The following is a 21,442-nucleotide window of genomic DNA, read 5'->3' as shown; positions in this document are numbered from 1 at the left end:
TATAGCATTTCCGACCTTTCCTGATGCATAGCCTTTCTTCACCCTTGCGACTGTCGGTCAAGCGGGGATGCGACTCTGTAACTTACCAGGACAAAACAGATATGAAATTACAGCAGTTGCGCTATATCGTCGAAGTGGTGAACCATAACCTCAACGTCTCTTCGACGGCGGAAGGTCTCTATACCTCGCAGCCCGGCATCAGTAAGCAGGTCCGGATGCTGGAAGATGAACTGGGTGTGCAGATTTTTGCCCGGAGCGGGAAACATCTCACGCAGGTCACGCCAGCCGGGGAAGAGATCATTCGTATTGCGCGTGAAGTGCTCTCCAAAGTGGATGCCATTAAATCGGTTGCCGGTGAGCACACCTGGCCCGACAAAGGTTCGCTCTATGTGGCGACCACCCATACCCAGGCGCGCTACGCGCTGCCCGGCGTGATCAAAGGCTTTATCGAACGCTATCCACGTGTCTCTTTGCATATGCATCAGGGATCGCCGACCCAGATTGCCGAAGCCGTTTCCAAGGGCAATGCCGATTTTGCCATTGCCACCGAAGCGCTGCATCTCTATGACGATCTCATCATGCTGCCGTGCTACCACTGGAATCGGGCGATTGTGGTCACTGCCGATCACCCGCTGGCCGGAAAAGGGCAGGTGACCATTGAAGAGCTGGCGGAGTATCCGCTGGTGACTTACACCTTTGGCTTTACCGGGCGGTCAGAACTGGATACCGCCTTCAACCGCGCCGGGTTAACACCTCGCATCGTCTTCACCGCCACCGACGCAGACGTCATCAAAACTTATGTCCGTCTGGGGCTGGGTGTCGGCGTCATCGCCAGTATGGCGGTTGACCCGGTCTCCGATCCCGATCTGATTCGCATTGAAGCCGCGGATATCTTTACCAACAGCACCACCAAAATAGGCTTCCGTCGCAGCACCTTCCTGCGCAGCTATATGTATGATTTCATCCAGCGTTTTGCCCCGCACCTGACGCGTGACGTGGTGGATACCGCCGTTGCGCTTCGCTCTAATGAAGACATTGAAGCGATGTTTAAAGATATCAAGCTACCGTTTAAATAGGGTTTATCCCCTGCGCGACAACATAAGGCTGCCTGGTGCAGCCTTTTTTGTTGCCAGCCTTTAGCGCCAGATGAGACTGAAAGTTTTTATGATTTTTTTGTAAATGAAACATTGATCACATGTTTTCCGGTTCGGCTTTCTTAAATGCGAATCACAACACATTTTTAACTATGTCACTTTGCGACATGCCAGGATTATTCCCATACTCCAGTTAACCGCCTATGTTGGAAGCCAGTAAACATCAGGCTCTGGGGTTTGCTCTTTAGTTTTAAATGGATCTGAAATGGAATTAACTCAAATTGATTAGTGCTTCATTTAATTAAAGAGTGGTTCCGCTGTTAATGATTTCTGGCGTTATTTAAGACTATTGATTAATACCGTTAATCGTTTTACTCAATAAAAATAACTGGATTTTTGGCCTTAACGCGTTTAGGATTCCTCCTAAATCTTAATCGTTGTTATCAATCATTTTGTTGAGAGTGATTATCAGAAACTATGAATACACGACTGACTGTAGAACCGGGTTTCCCGGTAAAAAGCACCAAGGTTGAGCGTACTGGTAACACCCGTCGCAAAGCCTGGTTAACCGTATTCGCTGCCTCTGCGCTGTTCTGGGTGGTTGTCGCGTTAATGATTTGGCGTATCTGGGGCTAAAGCCATGTGGGCAAACACACTCAGCCATAAACGTTCTCTGACGGCGCGTCAGACCAAGCCGGTCAGCTGCAAAGCGAAAGAGCCGCTTGCAAAGGACGAAAAAGTGTCTATCCCCGAGTCATGGGATTTGAGTGATAACCAGCGACTTTTTATTGAGTCGTTTCTGCAGCCTGAAACTAAATAACGTTGTCTGACTCTCTTTAGTCACCGCTCTTTTATTACCGGACATTCCGGCGGGCTTTTATAAATGCCCCTTTCCACATCCAGTACGACCCAAGGGTGTCGCCAGAGTAAGGTGACCGCAAAAAACTTTTACGCCCGATTCCGGCGAAGGAGTGAACCAAATGAATATGATTAAAATGTCCTGGCTTAGCGCGTATGCGTTCTCCTTTGCGTTCTGGTCTGCGGCGGTGTGGATAACGCTTTAATCTGAATTACCTCCCCTTTTTATGATGCCTCGTGATTTTCACGGGGCATTTTCGTTTATGGGCGATTGTAGCAATTTGTGTTGTAATCAAAACGTTAACGAATTTGTGGACTATCTTTAACATAAACCTTTGTCTCTCTAAGGTTTAAAGACCATGAATGAAAGGAGGAGCTATGTCGTCTACCCTACGCGAGCAGAGTCAGGAAATACTGCAGGTCGACAGCAAAAAATATCATATCTTCAGTCTTCCCCGCGCTGCTCAACACCTCGGCAATATCGATAACCTGCCGAAATCGCTCAAAGTTCTGCTGGAAAACCTGCTGCGCTGGCAGGATGGCGACTCCGTCACCGCGGAGGATATCCAGGCGCTGGTTGACTGGCAAAAAGAGGCGCATGCCGATCGCGAAATTGCCTACCGGCCAGCCCGTGTTCTGATGCAGGATTTTACCGGCGTGCCGGCCGTCGTTGACCTGGCCGCCATGCGCGAAGCGGTGAACCGGCTGGGCGGCGACGTCGCGAAGGTGAACCCCTTGTCGCCGGTCGATCTGGTGATTGACCACTCCGTGACCGTTGACCATTTTGGCGATGATGATGCGTTTGAAGAGAACGTCCGGCTGGAGATGGAGCGCAACCATGAACGCTACGTCTTTCTCCGCTGGGGGCAAAAAGCGTTCGATAAATTCCGCGTCGTGCCGCCGGGCACCGGTATCTGTCACCAGGTGAACCTGGAGTATCTCGGCAAGGCAATCTGGCATGAAACCCTGAACGGTGAAGAGTATGCCTGGCCCGATACGCTTGTCGGTACGGATTCCCACACCACCATGATCAACGCGCTGGGCGTGCTGGGATGGGGAGTTGGGGGGATTGAAGCTGAAGCGGCCATGCTCGGTCAGCCGGTTTCTATGCTGATCCCGGATGTGGTTGGCTTTAAGCTGACCGGCAAACTGCGTGCCGGCATCACGGCAACCGACCTGGTTCTGACCGTGACCCAGATGCTGCGTAAGCACGGTGTGGTCGGCAAATTTGTTGAGTTCTATGGCGATGGCCTGGCCGATCTGCCCCTGGCTGACCGCGCCACCATTGCCAATATGGCACCCGAATATGGTGCAACCTGCGGATTCTTCCCGGTGGATGATGTCACCCTGAGCTATATGACGCTGACGGGGCGTGATGCTGAGCAGGTCGCGCTGGTGGAGGCCTATGCCAAAGCGCAGGGCCTGTGGCGTCATGCCGGGGATGAGCCGCGCTTTACCAGTTCTCTGGCGCTGGATATGAACGACGTAGAGTCCAGCCTCGCCGGACCCAAACGTCCGCAGGATCGGGTGTCGCTGGGGGATGTGCCTGCCGCGTTTGATGCCAGCAACGAGCTGGAAGTCAACCAGGCGCAGAAACCCCATAAAAATGTCACCTATACCGACAGTGACACCGGCCTGACACATACCCTCTCAGACGGTGCCGTGGTAATCAGTGCTATCACCTCCTGTACCAACACCTCTAACCCCAGCGTGCTGATGGCGGCCGGTTTACTGGCGAAGAAAGCGGTTGAGCGCGGCCTGAAACGTCAGCCGTGGGTCAAAGCTTCCCTGGCTCCCGGTTCTAAAGTGGTGTCAGACTATCTGGCCGTGGCACAGCTGACCCCGTGGCTGGATAAGCTGGGCTTCAACCTGGTCGGCTATGGCTGCACCACCTGTATTGGTAACTCCGGGCCGCTAAAAGATGAAATCGAGTCCGCTATCAAAGCGGGCGATCTTACTGTCGGGGCTGTCCTCTCCGGTAACCGCAACTTTGAAGGCCGTATTCATCCGCTGATCAAAACCAACTGGCTGGCTTCACCGCCGCTGGTGGTGGCGTATGCACTGGCGGGTAACATGAAGATCAACCTGCAGACGGAACCGCTGGGCAAGGATCAGCAGGGCCAGCCGGTCTACCTGAAAGATATCTGGCCGACCCCGGAAGAAATTGCCACGGCGGTGCAGCAGGTCACCAGCGATATGTTCCATAAAGAGTACGCTGAAGTCTTCGACGGCACGCCGGAGTGGCAACAGATCAAAGTCAGTGAGGCAGCGACTTACGACTGGGACGAAGGGTCAACCTATATCCGGCTTTCGCCTTTCTTTGATGATATGGAGAAAGAGCCGAAGCCGGTGCAGGATATCCGCGGCGCGCGGATCCTTGCCGTGCTGGGTGATTCCGTTACCACTGACCATATCTCGCCAGCGGGCAGCATCAAAGCGGAGAGTCCGGCCGGACGCTATCTGCTCTCTCACGGCGTGGAGCGCACCGACTTTAACTCCTATGGTTCGCGGCGCGGTAATCATGAGGTAATGATGCGCGGTACCTTTGCCAATATCCGTATCCGCAACGAGATGGTGCCGGGTGTGGAGGGCGGTTATACCCGACACTATCCGAGTGGCGAACAGCTGGCCATCTATGATGCGGCGATGAAGTATCAGGCGGACGGTGTCCCGCTGGCCGTGATCGCCGGCAAAGAGTATGGCTCCGGTTCAAGCCGCGACTGGGCGGCAAAAGGGCCGCGTCTGCAGGGGGTCAGGGTCGTCATTGCTGAATCGTTTGAACGTATTCACCGTTCAAACCTGATTGGTATGGGCATCCTGCCACTGGAGTTCCCGCAGGGCGTGACCCGCAAAAGCCTGGGACTGACGGGCGAAGAGCGCATCGACGTGGAAAATCTGCAGGCCCTGACGCCAGGCTGCAGCGTTAAAGTGACACTGACCCGCGCCGATGGCAGCAAGGAAGAGCTGGATACCCGCTGTCGCATCGACACCGGTAATGAGCTGACCTACTACCGCAACGACGGTATCCTGCACTATGTGATTCGCAACATGCTGAACTGAGTGACAAAAAAGCCGGGGAAACCCGGCTTTAATTTGCTGAAGAGCAATTTCCAGTCTGCTGTAAGACCGGAGCTGCACAGGTAAGACGGTCAGATCGGAAAGTCGCTTAAGCCATCCATGGCCGCTCGGCCCACGCCGTCCCTGGCGCGGGACGCTTTCCTCTTCTGACCGTCTTCCCTGCGCTTTACGTTAGCCATGGCGGTCAGGCTCGCCCGGATGTGGCTTCGTCAGCGCATTCAGTCCTTACGACTTCGGCAGCAGATGTCCCATCTTCTCGGCTTTAGTGTCGAGATAGTGCGCATTCTTCGGGTTACGGCCAACAACCAGCGGCACACGCTCCACGATATTGATCCCGGCTTCGCTGAGGATCTCCACTTTGCGTGGGTTGTTGGTCAGCAGGCGCACTTCATTCACGCCCAGCAGTTTGAACATGTCGGCACACAGGGTAAAGTCGCGCTCATCAGCGGCAAAGCCAAGCTGATGGTTCGCCTCGACAGTATCGTAACCTTTATCCTGCAGCGCATAGGCGCGGATCTTATTCAGCAGACCGATATTACGGCCTTCCTGACGATGATAGAGCAGGACGCCGCGACCCTCTTCTGCGATGGCGTTAAGGGCGGCTTCCAGCTGAAAACCACAGTCGCAACGCAGGCTGAAGAGTGCGTCGCCGGTCAGGCATTCGGAGTGAACGCGCGCCAGTACCGGCTCATTATCGTTAATATCGCCAAAGACCAGGGCAACATGGTCATGTCCGGTTGCCAGTTCTTCAAAACCAACCATCAGGAAATCTCCCCATGGCGTGGGCAGTTTGGCTTCTGCCACCCGTTTAAGCTGCATGTGACTCTCCAGAACCTTCAGAGGATGCACTATCATCATGATAGTGCACAGGCCAGTGTGGCCTGACAAACGTGCAATATTGTGCCACAACCCTGAGTCGGGCTGGTAATCTCTCATACCAATTGCATTGATAAAGCACAATTATCCAATCTGCAACAGGTATGTTATTCTTTTTTAAGCTAAAGTTATGCATGCTTTGTGACCTGACACCGGGATAAGGGAAGAGATGTTTAAGATTTCGCGCCGTACCACCCTGGGAATGCTGCTGCTGCTGATCATGCCCGTTACCGTCTGGCTTAGCGGCTGGCGCTGGCAACCCGGCGAAAGCAACGCCCTGCTGAAAACGCTGTTCTTCATGACCGAAACGGTCACCAGCCCGTGGGGCATTGTCACCAGCGTGCTGCTGAGCGCCTGGATGCTCTGGTGCCTGCGCTTTCGCCTGAAGCCGGCGATCCTGCTGCTGCTGATCATGAATGCCACTATTCTGGCGGGGCAGTACACCAAATCTTTCATCAAAGAGCAGATCCAGGAGCCGCGTCCCTATGTCATCTGGCTGGAACAGCATCACGGACTGGATGAAAAAACCTTTTATGAACTGAAGCGCAAACAGCGTGGTGAGATGGTAACGTCGCTGATCGCCGATGAGACACAGATTCCCGGCTGGCTGAAACGGCACTGGGCCTTTGAAACCGGTTTTGCCTTTCCGTCAGGCCATACGATGTTTGCGGCCAGCTGGGCGCTGCTGGCCTTAGGGCTGCTCTGGCCGCGCCGTCACTATAAAACAGTAGTGGTGATCTTTCTCTGGGCCACGGGCGTCATGGCGAGCCGGATGCTGCTGGGCATGCACTGGCCTCGCGATCTGGCGATGGCCACCGTGATCTCCTGGATACTGGTGACCCTGGCGACCTGGCTGGCCCAGCGCGTCTGCGGCCCGCTCACGCTGCCACCTGAAGAGCAAAAAGAGGTGGCACAGCGGGAGCCCTGATTGTAATTCCCCGCGAAGACCCCATATTATTGATCGGTCTTGCGCAAAAGCGACTCGGCCAATGCTGCTGGGAGCAGCATTTTTGCTGTAATTTTGGCATAATTCTACCTGACAACCTCACAACAGGACGCACTGTGAAATATTTGCTGATTTTTTTAGTGGTACTGGTCATTTTCATTGTTTCCGTCACCTTAGGCGCGCATAACGACCAGGTCATTACTTTTAACTATCTGCTGGCGCAGGGTGAGTTCAGCATCTCGACCTTACTGGCATCACTGTTTGGCGCAGGGTTTGTCCTCGGCTGGGTCATCTGCGGCCTGTTCTGGTTACGCACCCGCGTCGCACTGGCGAATGCCAACCGTAAAATCAGGCGTATGCAGACGCAGATTGAACAGAGCACCACGCTGGCGACCACGCCATCCTCTCCGGCCGGCCGGGAATAATCCCCGATGCATGAATTGCTGTTTCTGTTACTGCCGGTTGCGGCTGCGTATGGCTGGTATATGGGCCGCCGTAGCGCGCATCAGGATAAGCAACAGGAAGCCAACAGACTCTCGCGTGAATATGTTGCTGGCGTAAACTTCCTGCTTTCTAACCAGCAGGACAAAGCGGTCGACCTCTTTCTGGATATGCTGAAAGAGGACAGCGGCACCGTAGAAGCACACCTCACACTGGGTAATCTGTTCCGGTCGCGTGGCGAAGTAGACCGCGCCATCCGAATCCATCAGGCTTTAATGGAAAGTGCCTCTCTGAGCTACGAGCAGCGCCTGCTTGCCGTGCAGCAACTGGGCCGGGACTACATGGCGGCGGGCCTGTATGACCGCGCCGAAGATATGTTTAAACAGCTCACCGATGAAACCGACTTTCGGGTGGGGGCGTTGCAGCAGCTGCTGTTAATCCATCAGGCCACCAGCGACTGGCAGCAGGCGATTGAAGTGGCAGAGCGGCTGGTTAAGCTCGGTAAAGAGAAACAGAAAGGCGAAATCGCTCACTTCTACTGTGAACTGGCGTTGCAGGCGATGAGCAGCGACGACCTGGATCGTGCCATAAGCCTGCTGAAGAAAGGGGAGGCGGCCGATCGCAACAGCGCCCGCATCTCCATCATGATGGGCCGTATTCTGATGGAAAAAGAGGATTTCGCCCGTGCGGTGGGGCATCTGCAGCGGGTGCTGGATCAGGATAAAGAGCTGGTCAGTGAAACACTCGCGATGCTGGAAACCTGCTACCAGCGACTCAACCAGCCTGAGGCCTGGGCGGCGTTTCTGCAGCGCTGCGTCGATGAGAACACCGGTGCGGCAGCGGAGCTCTATCTCTCCGATATTGTTGAGCAGCAGCAGGGTTCAGAGGCGGCCCAGAACTACATCAGTCGTCAGTTGCAGCGTCATCCCACCATGCGGGTGTTCCATCGCCTGATGGATCTCAACCTGCTTGAAGCCGAAGATGGACGGGCCAAAGAGAGCCTGATGGTGTTGCGTGACATGGTGGGTGAACAGATTCGCACCAAGCCCCGCTATCGCTGCCAGAAGTGTGGTTTTACCGCTCACGCGCTCTACTGGCACTGCCCATCCTGCCGCACCTGGTCTTCCGTTAAGCCTATCCGGGGACTCGACGGCCAGTAATCCGGCCGACGCAGTCCGGTGTAAATCATCGCATTATAGTTACAACATACTATAAGAGTAAGCTGGCACCGGGAGAAGCAGCCGTGCATTTATTGCCTGGCAGAGGGGCACGGCGATTGTGATGCTCCGGAGCCGCAGGTAGAATGCTTGCCGTTTGTCTATTGCGCCTGCGGGTGCCTACTGCAGAGGAAATGCCATGCCTTCACCCCACCACGTGACCGCCTCGCCGATTCTGGTAGCGCTGGATTATCATGACCTCGACAGCGCATTGCGTTTTGTCGACCAGATCGACCCCCGCAGTTGCCGCCTGAAGGTAGGCAAAGAGATGTTTACGCTGTTTGGCCCGTCGCTGGTCAGAACCCTGCAGCAGCGCGGCTTTGAGATCTTCCTCGACCTGAAATTTCACGATATTCCTAACACTACCGCGCATGCTGTGGCGGCCGCGGCCGATCTCGGTGTCTGGATGGTCAACGTCCACGCCAGCGGCGGGGCGCGGATGATGAATGCGGCGCGTGAAGCGCTGGTTCCTTATGGCAACGATGCCCCCTTGCTGATTGCGGTCACCGTACTGACCAGCATGGATGCCGATGATCTGAACGGGCTGGGCATCACGCTCTCGCCGGCTGAGCAGGCGGAGCGACTGGCGAAACTGACTCACGCCTGCGGGCTGGATGGCGTCGTCTGCTCTGCGCAGGAAGCCGTTCGCTTTAAAGAGGTGATGGGCAACGACTTCGCGCTGGTCACGCCTGGGATTCGTCCGGCAGGCAGTGAGGCAGGCGATCAGCGCCGCATCATGACGCCTCAGCAGGCGAAGCAGGCAGGCGTGGACTATATGGTTATTGGTCGTCCGATTACCCAGGCGGCCGATCCGGCTGCCGCACTGCAGGCAATTCTGCACTCTCTGGAGATACGCTAATGGCCAATGATAATCCACTGGTTTACTCAACCGACAGCGGCCGAATTACCCAGCCGCTTCCGAAAGCGGAACGGCCCAAAGGGGATGGCATTGTGCGCATCCAGCGTCAGACCAGCGGCCGTAAAGGCAAAGGGGTCTGCCTGATTAGCGGGATTGACCTGGATGATGCGGCACTGGCACTGCTGGCGGCGGAGCTGAAAAAGAAGTGCGGCTGTGGCGGATCCGTTAAAGAGGGCGTGATCGAGATTCAGGGCGATAAACGCGATCTGCTGAAAAGTCTGCTGGAAGCCAAAGGCATGAAGGTGAAACTGGCGGGCGGCTGATAAAAAATCGGGCTACAGATGTAGCCCGATTGTAACGCAGATGCTTAGCGTAGCCGATTATAGTTTTAATAAGGTCCTTAGTGGACCTGATGACCGATAATACCACCCACAGCGGCGCCGCCGACTGTTCCGAGTGCGCTACCATTGGTCAGAACTGAACCCCCAATTGCGCCCGCACCCGCGCCAATCGCGGTGTTACGGTCACGTTTGGACCAGTTAGAGCAGCCGCTCAGTGCGACGGCTAAGGTGGTCGCCAGTACAACGGCAGTGATTCGTTTCATTGTTGTTGTCATACACTTCTCCTTTGATGTGCTCACAGAGGCAACACTCTTAGTATAGCTCCGATATTGACTCAGCCCGCTTGTGCCGCATCATTGCCGCGTCCGTGACGGCATCGAAATGTGATCACCATGGACAAACCGTTTGTAGCGGATGAGTAGCCATGCTGTCCCAACAGGTCCATGCATTGCCGGAGAGAATTTTAATCGTTCTGCGGAAATTCCGAAGATAGAAAATTCTTAAATCACGGCACATTTTTGCATTCACAGCCATTCCTTCTGCGTTTATAGCTAATCGCTCCATAACCCTTTGTCGGCCAACTCCGCAAAATTCAGGGACGATTGTCAGCAGGAGAAGAGTCATGCTGGAACACCTTAAACAACAGGTTCTGGAAGCGAATCTGGATCTACCCAAATACAACCTGGTGACCTTCACCTGGGGCAATGTCAGCGCAATCGATCGCGAACAGGGCCTGCTGGTGATTAAACCCTCTGGCGTACGCTACGAGGTCATGAAGCGCGACGACATGGTCGTGGTCGATCTCACGACGGGTGAGGTGGTGGAGGGAGACAAGCGTCCCTCATCGGACACCGCGACGCACCGTGCGCTCTATCTCGCCTGGCCGGAGGTGGGGGGCATCGTCCATACCCATTCACGGCATGCGACGATCTGGGCGCAGGCAGGACGACCGATTCCCGCCTGGGGAACCACCCATGCCGATGATTTCTACGGAGAGATCCCCTGTACCCGCTCCATGCGCAGCGAAGAGATTCAGCACGATTATGAGTGGAACACTGGAGAGGTGATTATCGAAACCTTTGCGCAGCGTGGCCTGTCTCCCTCCGCGATTCCGGCGGTGCTGGTCAACTCACATGGCCCGTTTGCCTGGGGGAAGGATGCCCACGCGGCTGTCCACAGCGCCGTCGTGCTGGAGGAGGTGGCCTACATGGGCTTATTCAGCCAGCAGCTGACGGCAAACCTGCCGCCCATCCAGCAACCGCTGCTTGACCTTCACTACCTGCGAAAGCACGGCGAAAATGCCTGGTACGGGCAGAAATAATCATCAGGACGCTTCGGCGTCCTTTTTTTTACCCGCTTTACGCCGGGTGGCACGTTCTCTGTTCTGTTTTTTTCTGACTTTTCAACAGCCGAAACCTGCGGCCACCCCGTTTTAAGACGACTGCCGGATGACTGCACGCCGGTCCGCTTTATCTATTCAGTGCGCGTTAAGCATCGGACTGGTGCTGCCTGACCGCATGCTGACAATGTGTAACGTGCCTAATCTATTTCTGACGAGCCTGTCAGGGATCACTCTGGATTTTGTGTTGTAAATCAATCTCTCATTTGGTCTGGCCTCACTCTGCATTACGCTGATGTCGCGTATTAAACGCATCAAATATAAACAGAGGATGAGACAATGACAGTAATTAACCAACCCACTTGCAGATTATTTACCGAAGCCGGCAACACCACGCAGTTAGTCGCCTATTACGAAGAAGGGCGTCGGACGATGTGGATGATGCTGCGTGCGCAGCCGCGCCCGAGTTTCAACCATGAACTGATTGAGGAGATCATGAATCTGAGCTACGCCGCACAGCGTTCTGGTCTGCCCATCGATTTCTGGGTCACCGGGTCACTGGTGCCGCAGATGTTCAACGCCGGTGGCGATCTGCGCTTTTTCGTCGAGTGCATCCGCAATAACCGCCGTGAGGCGCTGCGGGCCTATGCCCGTGCCTGCGTGGACTGCATTCACTCGGCGGCGCGCGGATTTGATACGGGAGCGGTAACGCTGGCGATGATCGAGGGAAGTGCCCTGGGCGGTGGATTCGAAGCGGCGCTGGCGCATCACTTCATTCTGGCGCAAAACAATGCGCGGATGGGGTTCCCGGAAATCGCCTTTAACCTGTTCCCTGGCATGGGCGGTTACTCGCTGGTGGCCCGTCGTTCCGGCATGAAGCTGGCCGAGGAGTTAATCTGTGAAGGGGAGTCCCACAGCGCAGAGTGGTATGAAACGCGCGGTCTGGTGGACAAAGTCTTCCAGCCGGGCGACAGCTACCGTGCCACCCGCACCTTTATCGATACCTTACGGCCGAAGCTGAATGGCGTGCGGGCGATGCTGAAAGCGCGTCAGCGCGTGCTGCAGTTGTCACGCGCCGAGCTGATGGATATCACCGAGGATTGGGTCGATTACGCCTTTACGCTCGAACCTAAAGACATTGCTTACATGGAACGCCTGGTTCAGTTACAAAACCGCCACAGCGCATCACTGCGTAAAGCGGGATAACCGGACTCAGCGTTAAACGCGGGCAGGATGCTTAGCCAGCCAATGCCCAAATTGCTCCGCGGGCATTGGTTTTGCGTAGTAGTAACCCTGACGCCCATCCACACCACTTTTGAGAACAAACGACTCTTCATCCGGGGTTTCAATGCCTTCCGCGATGACCTGCAAATCGAGCGCTTTGGCAACGGCGACGATGGCGCGCACCAGCGACTGGGAAACCGGCTGCGTACTAATATTGCGGATAAAGCTCTGATCGAGCTTGATGGCATTAATCGGCACACGGGCCAGCTGCGACAGCGAGGAGTAACCGGTGCCGAAGTCATCAAGATGAATCTTCGCGCCCAGATCCTGAAACTGCTTCATCAGCTTCAGTGCTTCGGTCTCATTCTCAATCAGGCAGCTTTCAGTCAGCTCAATGTCGATGGGGCAGTCGGTAAGCCCCGCCTCATGCAGCGCCTGTTTCAGGTCGGTGTAGATGCTTTGATCGATCAGCTGGCGGGCTGAGACGTTCACGGCGACGCGCAGAAAAATGCCCTCCTGGCGCCAGGCAATGATCTGCTTCAGCACGTTAAGCATCACCCAGCGGCCCAGCGGCACAATCAGTCCCGACTCTTCAGCATAGGGAATGAAATCGGCCGGCGAGACCAGGCCCCGTTCCGGTGAGTTCCAGCGAACCAGGGCTTCCGCACTGCGGACTTCGCCATCGCTGTCGATTTTGGGCTGGTAGTAGACCAGCAAGTGGTCGAGTTCCAGCGCCTTGCGCAGATTGGTGTCCAGCCAGAGGTATTCAAAAACCCGCTGGTTCATCTCGGCGGCAAAAACGCAGAATTTGCCGCGACCGTTCTCTTTGGCGTGATACATCGCGGTATCCGCATTACGAATCAGGCTTTCACGATCTTCGCCATGCAGCGGCGCGAACGCGATGCCGATTGAGCAGCCGCTGTAGACTTCGATCAGGCCGATACGGAACGGCTGACGCAGCCGCTCCAGAATGCGTGAGGCCATCGCCTCCAGCGCGGCCTGGCTGGTGTGCTCGGCCAGCACCACAAACTCGTCACCGCCCAGCCGGCCCAGCGTCTGATCTTTGCCCAGACAGCTCAGGATCGCCAGCGACACCGCCTGCAGGAGCTGGTCGCCAAACATATGGCCGTAGGCGTCATTCACTTTCTTGAAATTATCGAGATCCAGGTAAACCACACCGGTCTCATCTCCCCCGGAACGCTCCAGCGCCAGGCTAATCTGTTGATGGATGGCGTTACGATTGGGTAAACCGGTCACCGTATCGGTGTTAGCCAGTACCCGGAGCCGTTCCTGAGCCCGACGCTCCTCGGTGATGTCGGTCCCGGAACAGATGAGGAAAATTTCATTTTTGCCACTGCCGCTGTGAACAAACTTATTACGAAACAGAAAGAGTCGCTGGCCTTTGCGGGTTTTGACCCAGCGTTCGACCTCATAGGAGTTGCCGTCGCGAAAGAAGCCCGCAATGTTGCGGCGCGACTGGGACGCTTCCTGTTTGGTCATAAAGAGCTGGAAGACGTTGCGGCCAATCACCTCATGCTCATTCAGGCCGGTATATTCTTCACTGAGACGGTTAAAACGCTGAATATTGCCGCGCTGGTCGAGGATGACAATCACCGAGTTGGCTTCAGAAACCACCTGTTCGGCGAAAGAGAGTCCCAGCGTTAGATCGCGTGCAACCGCCGAGGTGTCGCCCCAGGCGGAGGCGGTGCCTGCCCAGGATGCCTGGTTCACTTTACGCCCGACAAAATGCATAGGCACATCAATGCCCTGCAATGTCATGGTCAGGTTAATGCTTGACGTGATGACGGGCATCGCGCGAATCATCGCGGCCTGGCCGGGGGTCAGCGGCAGGGCGATATTGGTCTGTGACGACTCATCTTCAGCAAAATGTAGCGCATCGCTGTCCGCGGTCAGACGCCAATGAGGGCTGGTTGTACCAAACAGGGTGTACAACAAGGTTTGCCCTTGTTCATCGGTCATGGAAACTTCCTCCGGGAAGTGCTCTGCAGGCGTTATCTCATTATTTTAGCAACAGTATTCATCATCTGACGCCAGCACAAGATGCAAACCAAATATATTTTTCCATCCAGATAAGAATGGCACAAAAAAGCCCCGGCGGTGCGGGGCATTAAGCCATGATCAGCAGGGACATTTCCCCAGTTTTCCCGCCTGACTCGGGAAGCGCGCATCCAGACAGTAACGGTGGAAATCGCGCTCGTTCATCGTCGGCTGGCCAGGATGATGCTGCCGCATATGCTGCAGATATGTTTCATAATCCTGTACCCCGACCATTAAGCGAAAGCACTGCTGCAGGCCGCGCCAGAAGCCGCGCCAGCTGAACGCGACAGGAGCAGAGGCCGTAAGGGGATGACAGCCGATAATCTGCCATTTCCCCTGCGGCCGCTGGAACTGATGAATCGCATCAGACATGGCGCACCTCCTTGTTACGCAGCGCCACCGATGACTCATGGGTGGTTGGCTTGTCACTGCGCAGCGCCTTGCGGATAACAAAGAACGCGGCGATCAGCATCGTCACGGCCACCAGCATAAAAAAGGCACACAGCGCCGCGTTGATCTGATTGCTGAACACGATGGTCTGCATGTCCGCCACGCTTTTTGCCGGGGCGATGATCACGCCATCCTCCACGCCTTTGCGGAACTTGCTGGCCTGCGCCAGGAAGCCGATAGCAGGTTTCTCATGAAAGATTTTCTGCCAGCCTGCAGTCATGGAGGTGATAAACAGCCAGACGGTGGGCAGGATGGTGACCCAGGCGTAGCGCTGCTTTTTCATTTTGAACAGCACGACGGTGCCGAGGATCAACGCCATCGACGCCAGCATCTGATTACCGATACCGAACAGTGGCCAGAGCGTATTAATGCCGCCCAGTGGATCCACCACGCCCTGATAAACAAAGAAGCCCCAGCCCGCAACGGCGACGGTGGTGCCCGCCATATTGCCCAGCCAGGAACGGTTGTTCGCCATGGAAGGCACCACGGTGCCCACGAGATCCTGCACCATAAAACGGCAGGCGCGGGTGCCGGCATCGACCGCAGTCAGGATAAACAGTGCTTCAAACAGGATGGCGAAGTGGTACCAGAACGCCATCATCGCCCGGCTGTTAAAGATCTCGGTGATGATATGGGCCATGCCCACGGCGAAGGTCGGTGCACCGCCGGCGCGCGACAGAATCGAGCCTTCGCCCACGTCACGGGCGATGCCGCTCAGCATTTCAGGCGTCACCACAAAGCCCCAGCTGTTAATCACCTGTGAGGCGCTCTCCACGGTGGTACCAATCAGCGCCGCTGGCGAGTTCATGGCAAAGTAGACGCCGGGGTCCAGCACCGAGGCGCAGATCAGCGCCATAATGGCCACAAAAGACTCCATCAGCATCGCGCCGTAGCCAATAAAGCGGATATGGCTTTCGCGCTCCACCAGTTTAGGCGTGGTGCCGCTGGACACCAGCGCATGGAAGCCTGAGATCGCGCCACAGGCGATGGTAATAAACAGGAAGGGGAACATCGCCCCGGAGAAGACCGGACCGGTGCCGTCGATAAAGCGGGTTACCGCCGGCATTTTCATCTCCGGCATGGCAAAGACAATGCCCACCGCCAGGCCGACAATCACGCCGATTTTGAGAAAGGTCGAGAGATAGTCACGCGGTGCCAGCAGCAGCCAGACCGGCAGCACTGAGGCAATAAAGCCGTAGATGACCAGCACCCAGGTCAGCGTGGTGCCTTTCAGGGTGAAGAAGGGGCCCCAGTAGGGGTGTTGCGCCACATCGCCGCCATAGATAATCGCCGCCATCATCAGCACAAAGCCAATCAGCGATACCTCCGCGATTTTACCCGGACGGATAAAGCGCATGTAGAGACCCATAAACAGCGCGATAGGAATGGTCGCGGCTATCGTAAACAGCCCCCACGGACTGTTAGCCAGCGCCTTCACCACCACCAGCGCCAGCGCCGACAGGATAATGATCATCACGCCCAGCGCGCCGAGCATGGTCACCACACCGGCAAACGCGCCGAGTTCCTGACGGGCCATCTCACCCAGCGAACGACCATCCCGGCGGGTTGAGATAAACAGGATCAGGAAATCCTGAACCGCGCCCGCCAGCATTACCCCCACAAGGATCCAGATAGTACCGGGCAGAAAGCCCATCTGCGCCGCCAGAATCGGCCCGACCAGGGGGCCGGCACCGGCAATCGCCGCAAAGTGATGGCCGAACAGCACCCATTTATTGGTCGGGACATAATCCAGCCCGTCGCTCAGCCGCTCGGCCGGGGTCATCCGGCGGTCGTCCAGCTCGAAGATATTACGGGCAATAAACAGGCTGTAGAAACGATACGCGATGCTGTAACAGGCGACAGCGGCTATCACCAGCCAGACTGCGTTGACGTGTTCGCCGCGGCTGAGGGCCAGCATGGCAAAAGCGCCTGCGCCGATTAACGCCACCACTAACCAGATCGCGCTGGTTTTGACGTTTTTCATGACTAACTCCTTGTAGGGATCGAGAGGAAGGCGATCGAAAACAACGAGTTAAACTTAATGTAATGGAATGTAAGTGAAAGTTAATCAGTGGAGAAGTGTGAAGCGGGGTACAAATATAACCTGTTTGCAACCTGAACGGGGGCGGGAACGGGCGGGATAACCGGAGTTATCCCGCCGGATGGCGTAAGTCAGCTGGAACTCAGACGGCGGGGCGCGCCACGACGCTGCGGGTTTCCATACGGACTTCGGCGATGGTGACATCAATCACGTCAGTCACACGGTAAACCACCTCGCCTTTAATCTGAACGCTGCCATTCTCCTGGCTGCAGACCATCTCATCACGCACCGCGTGAATGAACGGAGCAGGGATAAAGGCCACCGCGCCATACTCCAGCAGACGAACGCGCATACCGCCGCGTGACACGTCGATAATCTCGGCGCTGAAACGACGATCGGTGCCGGCAAACGGCGCAAGATAACGGGCGTAGAGCCAGTCACCCACATCACGCTCGGCCATGCGGTTCAGACGACGGCGCTCGCTCATCGTGACCGTCACGGCATCGTCCGGACGGGCGATCGTCTCGCCACGGATGATCGCTTTCAGCAGGCGATGGTTGATCATGTCGCCAAACTTACGGATGGGTGAGGTCCAGGTGGCGTACGCCTCCAGTCCCAGCCCGAAGTGCGGGCCCGGCTCGGTGCTGATCTCGGCAAAGGTCTGGAAGCGACGGATGCGGCTGTCCAGGAACGGCGTCGGCTGGGCATCGAGTTCACGACGCAGCACGCGGAAGCCTTCCAGGGTAGTAATCGCCTGAGCATCCACGGTAATGCCATGATTCGCCAGCACTGCGGCGGCCTGTTCAGCATTGGTGGCATCGAAACCGGCATGGACGTTGTAAATACCAAAGCCGAGACGGTCACGCAGCACCTTCGCCGCACAGATGTTTGCCAGGATCATCGCCTCTTCAACGATGCGGTTAGCGATGCGACGCGGTTCCGCGACGATCTCCAGCACTTCACCTTTTTCTCCCAGCAGGAAGCGGTAGTCAGGACGATCTTTGAACACCAGCGCGTGGGTCTGACGCCACTCGCTGCGCGCCTGGCAGAGGCGATGCAGCAGACGAATCTGTTCTGCAATCGCGTCACTCTCCGGCTGCCAGCTGCCGCTGTTTTCCAGCCAGTCAGAAACGTCGTCATAAGCCAGCTTGGCTTTGGACTCGATCCAGGCTGCAAAGAAGGTGACATCATCCGCCAGGCTGCCATCGGCGGCCACGGTGACGCGGCAGGCCAGCGCCGGACGGCGGACATTCGGACGCAGCGAGCAGACATCATCAGAGAGTTCGCGCGGCAGCATCGGGATGTTAAAGCCCGGCAGGTAGTTGGTGAAGGCGCGCTTCGCTGCCAGCTTATCCAGCTGACTGCCTTCCGCGACATAAGCGGTCGGGTCGGCGATAGCGATGGTCAGGGAGAGCGAGCCATCCGCCTGCGCTTCCACATAAAGCGCATCATCCATATCCTGGGTGCTGGCGCTGTCAATGGTGACAAAATTGAGCGCGGTCAGATCTTCGCGCGTCAGATTCTCATCCATCATCTCGCCAAAGCTGACATCCGGCGCTTCACGCTCAAGGTTGTGACGCGACAGCGTCACCCACCACGGCGCCAGATGGTCATCCGCTTTGACGATAAAATCGGTAATTTCGGCGTAAAAACCGCGGTCGCCTTTCAGAGGATGACGACGCATTTCAGCGACAGCCCAGTCGCCATTCTCAAAATCATGGCTGACATCGCGCGCCGGGCGGCACGGGATAGCCTCTTTCAGCAGGGGATGGTCGGGCACGATCGACAGGCGATCGTCTTTCTTCTGTACCCGGCCGACAAAACGGCTCAGAAACGGCTCAACCAGGGTTTCCGGTTCAGCACTTTCGCGGTCTTTATCGGTGTGGATCACAGCGACGATACGATCGCCATGCATCACTTTCTTCATCTGCGGAGGCGGAATGAAGTAACTTTTCTGCGCATCGACTTCCAGAAAGCCGAAGCCTTTTTCGGTGCCTTTTACCACGCCTTCTGCACGTGGTGTCTGTGAATGGAGCTTCTCTTTCAGCTGCGCGAGCAGCGGGTTATCCTGGAACATAATTTTTACGTTTCGTGGCCTGAATGCGGCTGACAGTTTTACGCGAATCGACGCCGCGCGGCAAGGCAAAAAGCCGGACGAACCGGCTTTTCAGAGGGGCTGACAGGCGATCAGGCGATGCGCTGATCGGCCTGCGCCTGGGAGAGTTCCAGCTTCACGGGCACCGACTTGGAGGTCGGTGTACCGCTGCCATCACCAAAGCTGTTCAGCGGCACCAGCGGGTTGGTTTCCGGATAGTAGGCCGCCAGATTTCCGCGCGGAATATTATAAGGAACCAGCTTGAAACCGCTGACGCGACGGGTGATGCCATCATTCCACAGCGTTTCGATATCGACATTCTGGCCTTCGGTAAAGCCCAGATCCGCCATATCGTCCGGATTGATAAAGACCACTTCTCGCTGACCAAACACGCCACGATAACGGTCATCGAGGCCGTAGATGGTGGTGTTGTACTGGTCGTGTGAACGCAGGGTCTGCAGGGTAAACGGCACCGCCTGATCCAGCGCCGGGAACAGCGAGTCCGGCAGCATCGACGCATTAAATTCCGCTTTCTGGCTTGGTGTATTGAAGCGTAACTCCGCAGCGGCATTGCCCAGGTAGAACCCGCCAGGAATATCGCATTTCGCGTTAAAGTCGGCAAAGCCCGGAATGGTCGCGGCGATATGGTCGCGGATCAGGTTGTAGTCACCCGCCAGGTCGCGCCACTTCACTTTGTCATCACCCAGCACCGCCTGCGCGATCCCGGCGACGATGGCCGTTTCAGAGCGCTGCGTTTCCGCCAGCGGAATGCCGATCCCTTCGGAGGCGTGCACCATGCTGAACGAGTCTTCGACGGTAATAAACTGATTGCCGGTTGCCTGGCGGTCACGTTCCGTGCGGCCCAGCGTCGGCAGAATCAGCCCTTCATGACCCGGCACCAGGTGGCTGCGGTTCAGCTTGGTGCTGATGTGTACGGTCAGACCACAGCGCGATAACGCCTCTTCCGTGCGCGGTGAATCGGGCGCCGCCGCGGCCAGGTTGCCACCCAGCGCAATCAGCACTTTGACTTCATTACGCAGCATGGCATTCAGCGCTTCAACGGTGTTGTGGCCCGCGGCACGCGGTGGCTCGAAACCAAAATGGTTGCCCAGCGCATCCAGGAACGCCTGCGTCGGTTTCTCATCAATGCCCATCGTCCGGTTGCCCTGCACGTTACTGTGACCGCGCACCGGGCAGAGACCTGCGCCTTTTTTGCCCAGCTGGCCAAACAGCAGCTGCAGGTTGGTGATTTCACGCACCGTGTCTACCGAATGCTTGTGCTGTGTGATCCCCATCGCCCAGGTGCAGATCACCCGGTCAGCGCTCTGATAGATGGCCGCTGCTTCACGGATTTGCGCCTGCGTCAGGCCCGACTGCGCCACAATCTGCATCCAGCTGGTGTTGTCTACGGCGTCAAGGTAGGCCTCAATGCCGTTGGTCTTGGCATTGATAAAGGTCTGATCGAACAGGCCGCTTTCACCTGCCGCCAGGCGGGCACGGTGGGTTTCCAGCAGGGATTTCACCATGCCGCGCACGGCGGCCATATCTCCGCCCAGATTCGGCTGGTAGTAGGAGGAGCTGATGGTGCCGGCTTTAGAGGTCACCACTTCCAGCGGTTTCTGTGGATCGGCAAAGCGTTCCAGACCGCGTTCGCGCAGGGTGTTGAAGGTCACGATTTTTGCGCCGTGGTCGGCAGCGTGACGCAGGCTGTGCAGCATGCGCGGATGGTTGGTGCCGGGGTTCTGACCAAAGACAAAAATCGCATCCGCATGGTCAAAATCGTCCAGACGAATGGTGCCTTTACCGACGCCAATGCTGCGCTTCAGCCCGGTGCCGCTGGCTTCGTGACACATATTGGAGCAGTCAGGAAAGTTATTGGTGCCCACCAGGCGACCAAACAGCTGATAGAGCCAGGAGGCTTCATTGCTGGCGCGACCGGAGGTGTAAAGCTCCATCTGATCCGGATTGTCCATCGCCTTAATGTGCTGCGCGATCAGCGCAAAGGCGTCGTCCCAGCTGATTGGCTCATAGTGGTCAGTTTCGGCGTTGTAGCGCAGCGGATGCGTCAGACGACCCTGATATTCCAGGAAGTAGTCACTCTGGGTGTAGAGGGTGGTTACGCTATGCCGGGCGAAAAAGTCGGTATCAACCACCCGGCGCGTCGCTTCCCAGGTCACCGCTTTTGCGCCGTTTTCGCAGAAGCTGAAGGTACTTTTATTGTCATCACCCCAGGCGCAGCCCGGACAGTCAAAACCGCGTGCTTTGTTCATGCGCATCAGGTTGCGCATATTTTTCAGGGCCGCTTTGCTGTCAAGAACGAAACGCGTGGTGGCTTCCAGTGAACCCCAGCCGCCCGCAGCCGCGCGGTAGGGTTTGATTTGGCGTTTAAATTTCATATTGAGTGCAGGCTTTTTATAGTAAGAATAATTGTTTGATGATTGTTATCAGGTTATAGCCTGATGGTGAAGGGGAGTGTGCAATTATCGTCATACCTTGTCTAATTGATTGACATAATGGTGCGATAG

Annotated in this window: 18 protein-coding genes; 11 read left to right on the top strand and 7 right to left on the bottom strand. The window is 56.4% G+C overall.

The genetic code is table 11. From position 1 onward, the window contains the following. The first annotated feature begins 101 nt into the window (after positions 1-101). The 4 genes from cysB to acnA all read left to right on the top strand — a co-directional run bounded on the left by cysB (position 102) and on the right by acnA (position 5,012). Positions 102-1,076, top strand: a complete 975-nt coding sequence (cysB, locus tag AC6I7A_RS10050) for an HTH-type transcriptional regulator CysB (protein ID WP_009089966.1) — start codon at positions 102-104, stop codon at positions 1,074-1,076. A 495-nt stretch (positions 1,077-1,571) separates the two neighbouring features. Next, a complete protein-coding gene (locus AC6I7A_RS10045; RefSeq protein WP_009089968.1) occupies positions 1,572-1,730 on the top strand; it encodes a YmiA family putative membrane protein in 159 nt (52 codons plus the stop codon). A gap of 4 nt (positions 1,731-1,734) precedes the next feature. Then, positions 1,735-1,914 (top strand): YciX family protein, encoded by a 180-nt coding sequence (locus AC6I7A_RS10040; protein ID WP_009089970.1) that lies wholly within the window; start codon positions 1,735-1,737, stop codon positions 1,912-1,914. A 416-nt stretch (positions 1,915-2,330) separates the two neighbouring features. Continuing rightward, entirely contained in the window at positions 2,331-5,012 is a 2,682-nt protein-coding gene (acnA, locus tag AC6I7A_RS10035; protein WP_009089971.1) for an aconitate hydratase AcnA, read from the top strand. Positions 5,013-5,255: 243 nt separating this feature from the next. Here the strand turns inward: acnA and ribA are convergent, their stop codons facing one another. Beyond that, entirely contained in the window at positions 5,256-5,849 is a 594-nt protein-coding gene (gene ribA / locus AC6I7A_RS10030; RefSeq protein ID WP_033783243.1) for a GTP cyclohydrolase II, read from the bottom strand. A gap of 226 nt (positions 5,850-6,075) precedes the next feature. On the opposite strand from ribA, the gene pgpB reads away from it, so the two are divergent. The 5 genes from pgpB (at position 6,076) to yciH (ending at position 9,692) form a co-directional block, all read left to right on the top strand. Next, positions 6,076-6,834: a phosphatidylglycerophosphatase B gene (gene pgpB, locus AC6I7A_RS10025; RefSeq protein ID WP_009089974.1), complete on the top strand. Its 759-nt coding sequence runs from the start codon at positions 6,076-6,078 to the stop codon at positions 6,832-6,834. Positions 6,835-6,968: 134 nt separating this feature from the next. Next, positions 6,969-7,277: a LapA family protein gene (locus AC6I7A_RS10020; protein ID WP_058957886.1), complete on the top strand. Its 309-nt coding sequence runs from the start codon at positions 6,969-6,971 to the stop codon at positions 7,275-7,277. A gap of 6 nt (positions 7,278-7,283) precedes the next feature. Further along, entirely contained in the window at positions 7,284-8,453 is a 1,170-nt protein-coding gene (lapB, locus tag AC6I7A_RS10015) for a lipopolysaccharide assembly protein LapB (RefSeq protein ID WP_046101908.1), read from the top strand. A 196-nt stretch (positions 8,454-8,649) separates the two neighbouring features. After that, positions 8,650-9,369, top strand: coding sequence for an orotidine-5'-phosphate decarboxylase (gene pyrF / locus AC6I7A_RS10010; RefSeq protein ID WP_167336720.1), 720 nt, complete (start codon positions 8,650-8,652; stop codon positions 9,367-9,369). Beyond that, entirely contained in the window at positions 9,369-9,692 is a 324-nt protein-coding gene (gene yciH, locus AC6I7A_RS10005; protein ID WP_058957885.1) for a stress response translation initiation inhibitor YciH, read from the top strand. The genes pyrF and yciH overlap by 1 nt, the downstream gene beginning before the upstream one ends. Before the next feature lie 77 nt (positions 9,693-9,769). Here the strand turns inward: yciH and osmB are convergent, their stop codons facing one another. After that, the gene (gene osmB, locus AC6I7A_RS10000) at positions 9,770-9,985 is read right to left on the bottom strand and encodes an osmotically-inducible lipoprotein OsmB (RefSeq protein ID WP_003853848.1); all 216 of its coding nucleotides are present in this window, start codon (positions 9,983-9,985) and stop codon (positions 9,770-9,772) included. Positions 9,986-10,332: 347 nt separating this feature from the next. On the opposite strand from osmB, the gene araD reads away from it, so the two are divergent. Together araD and AC6I7A_RS09990 are read left to right on the top strand one after the other, a co-directional pair. Continuing rightward, a complete protein-coding gene (gene araD, locus AC6I7A_RS09995) occupies positions 10,333-11,031 on the top strand; it encodes an L-ribulose-5-phosphate 4-epimerase (protein ID WP_009089984.1) in 699 nt (232 codons plus the stop codon). 357 nt (positions 11,032-11,388) lie between these two features. Beyond that, the gene (locus AC6I7A_RS09990) at positions 11,389-12,255 is read left to right on the top strand and encodes a crotonase/enoyl-CoA hydratase family protein (protein ID WP_009089985.1); all 867 of its coding nucleotides are present in this window, start codon (positions 11,389-11,391) and stop codon (positions 12,253-12,255) included. Positions 12,256-12,267: 12 nt separating this feature from the next. Here the strand turns inward: AC6I7A_RS09990 and pdeR are convergent, their stop codons facing one another. The 5 genes from pdeR to AC6I7A_RS09965 all read right to left on the bottom strand — a co-directional run bounded on the left by pdeR (position 12,268) and on the right by AC6I7A_RS09965 (position 21,313). Next, entirely contained in the window at positions 12,268-14,253 is a 1,986-nt protein-coding gene (gene pdeR / locus AC6I7A_RS09985) for a cyclic di-GMP phosphodiesterase (RefSeq protein ID WP_009089987.1), read from the bottom strand. Between the two features lie 159 nt (positions 14,254-14,412). Further along, a complete protein-coding gene (locus AC6I7A_RS09980; protein WP_058957884.1) occupies positions 14,413-14,703 on the bottom strand; it encodes a YbdD/YjiX family protein in 291 nt (96 codons plus the stop codon). Further along, the gene (locus tag AC6I7A_RS09975; protein WP_058957883.1) at positions 14,696-16,765 is read right to left on the bottom strand and encodes a carbon starvation CstA family protein; all 2,070 of its coding nucleotides are present in this window, start codon (positions 16,763-16,765) and stop codon (positions 14,696-14,698) included. The genes AC6I7A_RS09980 and AC6I7A_RS09975 overlap by 8 nt, the downstream gene beginning before the upstream one ends. Positions 16,766-16,964: 199 nt before the next feature. Then, positions 16,965-18,899 (bottom strand): exoribonuclease II, encoded by a 1,935-nt coding sequence (locus tag AC6I7A_RS09970; RefSeq protein ID WP_058957882.1) that lies wholly within the window; start codon positions 18,897-18,899, stop codon positions 16,965-16,967. A 110-nt stretch (positions 18,900-19,009) separates the two neighbouring features. Then, complete coding sequence (locus AC6I7A_RS09965) at positions 19,010-21,313, bottom strand: FdhF/YdeP family oxidoreductase (protein WP_058957881.1); 2,304 nt, start codon at positions 21,311-21,313, stop codon at positions 19,010-19,012. Positions 21,314-21,442: the final 129 nt, after the last annotated feature.

The organism is Type-F symbiont of Plautia stali (assembly GCF_059731105.1).
This window is presented reverse-complemented; position numbering and strand designations above follow the sequence as displayed.

Excerpts from the sequence above, each read along its gene's own strand:
- pyrF (WP_167336720.1), top strand. The coding sequence starts at position 8,650 with ATGCCTTCACCCCACCACGTGACCGCCTCGCCGATTCTGGTAGCGCTG.
- AC6I7A_RS10045 (WP_009089968.1), top strand. The coding sequence starts at position 1,572 with ATGAATACACGACTGACTGTAGAACCGGGTTTCCCGGTAAAAAGCACC.
- pdeR (WP_009089987.1), bottom strand. The coding sequence starts at position 14,253 with ATGACCGATGAACAAGGGCAAACCTTGTTGTACACCCTGTTTGGTACA.
- AC6I7A_RS10040 (WP_009089970.1), top strand. The coding sequence starts at position 1,735 with ATGTGGGCAAACACACTCAGCCATAAACGTTCTCTGACGGCGCGTCAG.
- lapB (WP_046101908.1), top strand. The coding sequence starts at position 7,284 with ATGCATGAATTGCTGTTTCTGTTACTGCCGGTTGCGGCTGCGTATGGC.
- acnA (WP_009089971.1), top strand. The coding sequence starts at position 2,331 with ATGTCGTCTACCCTACGCGAGCAGAGTCAGGAAATACTGCAGGTCGAC.
- AC6I7A_RS09970 (WP_058957882.1), bottom strand. The coding sequence starts at position 18,899 with ATGTTCCAGGATAACCCGCTGCTCGCGCAGCTGAAAGAGAAGCTCCAT.
- ribA (WP_033783243.1), bottom strand. The coding sequence starts at position 5,849 with ATGCAGCTTAAACGGGTGGCAGAAGCCAAACTGCCCACGCCATGGGGA.
- yciH (WP_058957885.1), top strand. The coding sequence starts at position 9,369 with ATGGCCAATGATAATCCACTGGTTTACTCAACCGACAGCGGCCGAATT.
- cysB (WP_009089966.1), top strand. The coding sequence starts at position 102 with ATGAAATTACAGCAGTTGCGCTATATCGTCGAAGTGGTGAACCATAAC.
- AC6I7A_RS09980 (WP_058957884.1), bottom strand. The coding sequence starts at position 14,703 with ATGTCTGATGCGATTCATCAGTTCCAGCGGCCGCAGGGGAAATGGCAG.
- AC6I7A_RS09965 (WP_058957881.1), bottom strand. The coding sequence starts at position 21,313 with ATGAAATTTAAACGCCAAATCAAACCCTACCGCGCGGCTGCGGGCGGC.
- AC6I7A_RS09990 (WP_009089985.1), top strand. The coding sequence starts at position 11,389 with ATGACAGTAATTAACCAACCCACTTGCAGATTATTTACCGAAGCCGGC.
- AC6I7A_RS09975 (WP_058957883.1), bottom strand. The coding sequence starts at position 16,765 with ATGAAAAACGTCAAAACCAGCGCGATCTGGTTAGTGGTGGCGTTAATC.
- araD (WP_009089984.1), top strand. The coding sequence starts at position 10,333 with ATGCTGGAACACCTTAAACAACAGGTTCTGGAAGCGAATCTGGATCTA.
- pgpB (WP_009089974.1), top strand. The coding sequence starts at position 6,076 with ATGTTTAAGATTTCGCGCCGTACCACCCTGGGAATGCTGCTGCTGCTG.
- osmB (WP_003853848.1), bottom strand. The coding sequence starts at position 9,985 with ATGACAACAACAATGAAACGAATCACTGCCGTTGTACTGGCGACCACC.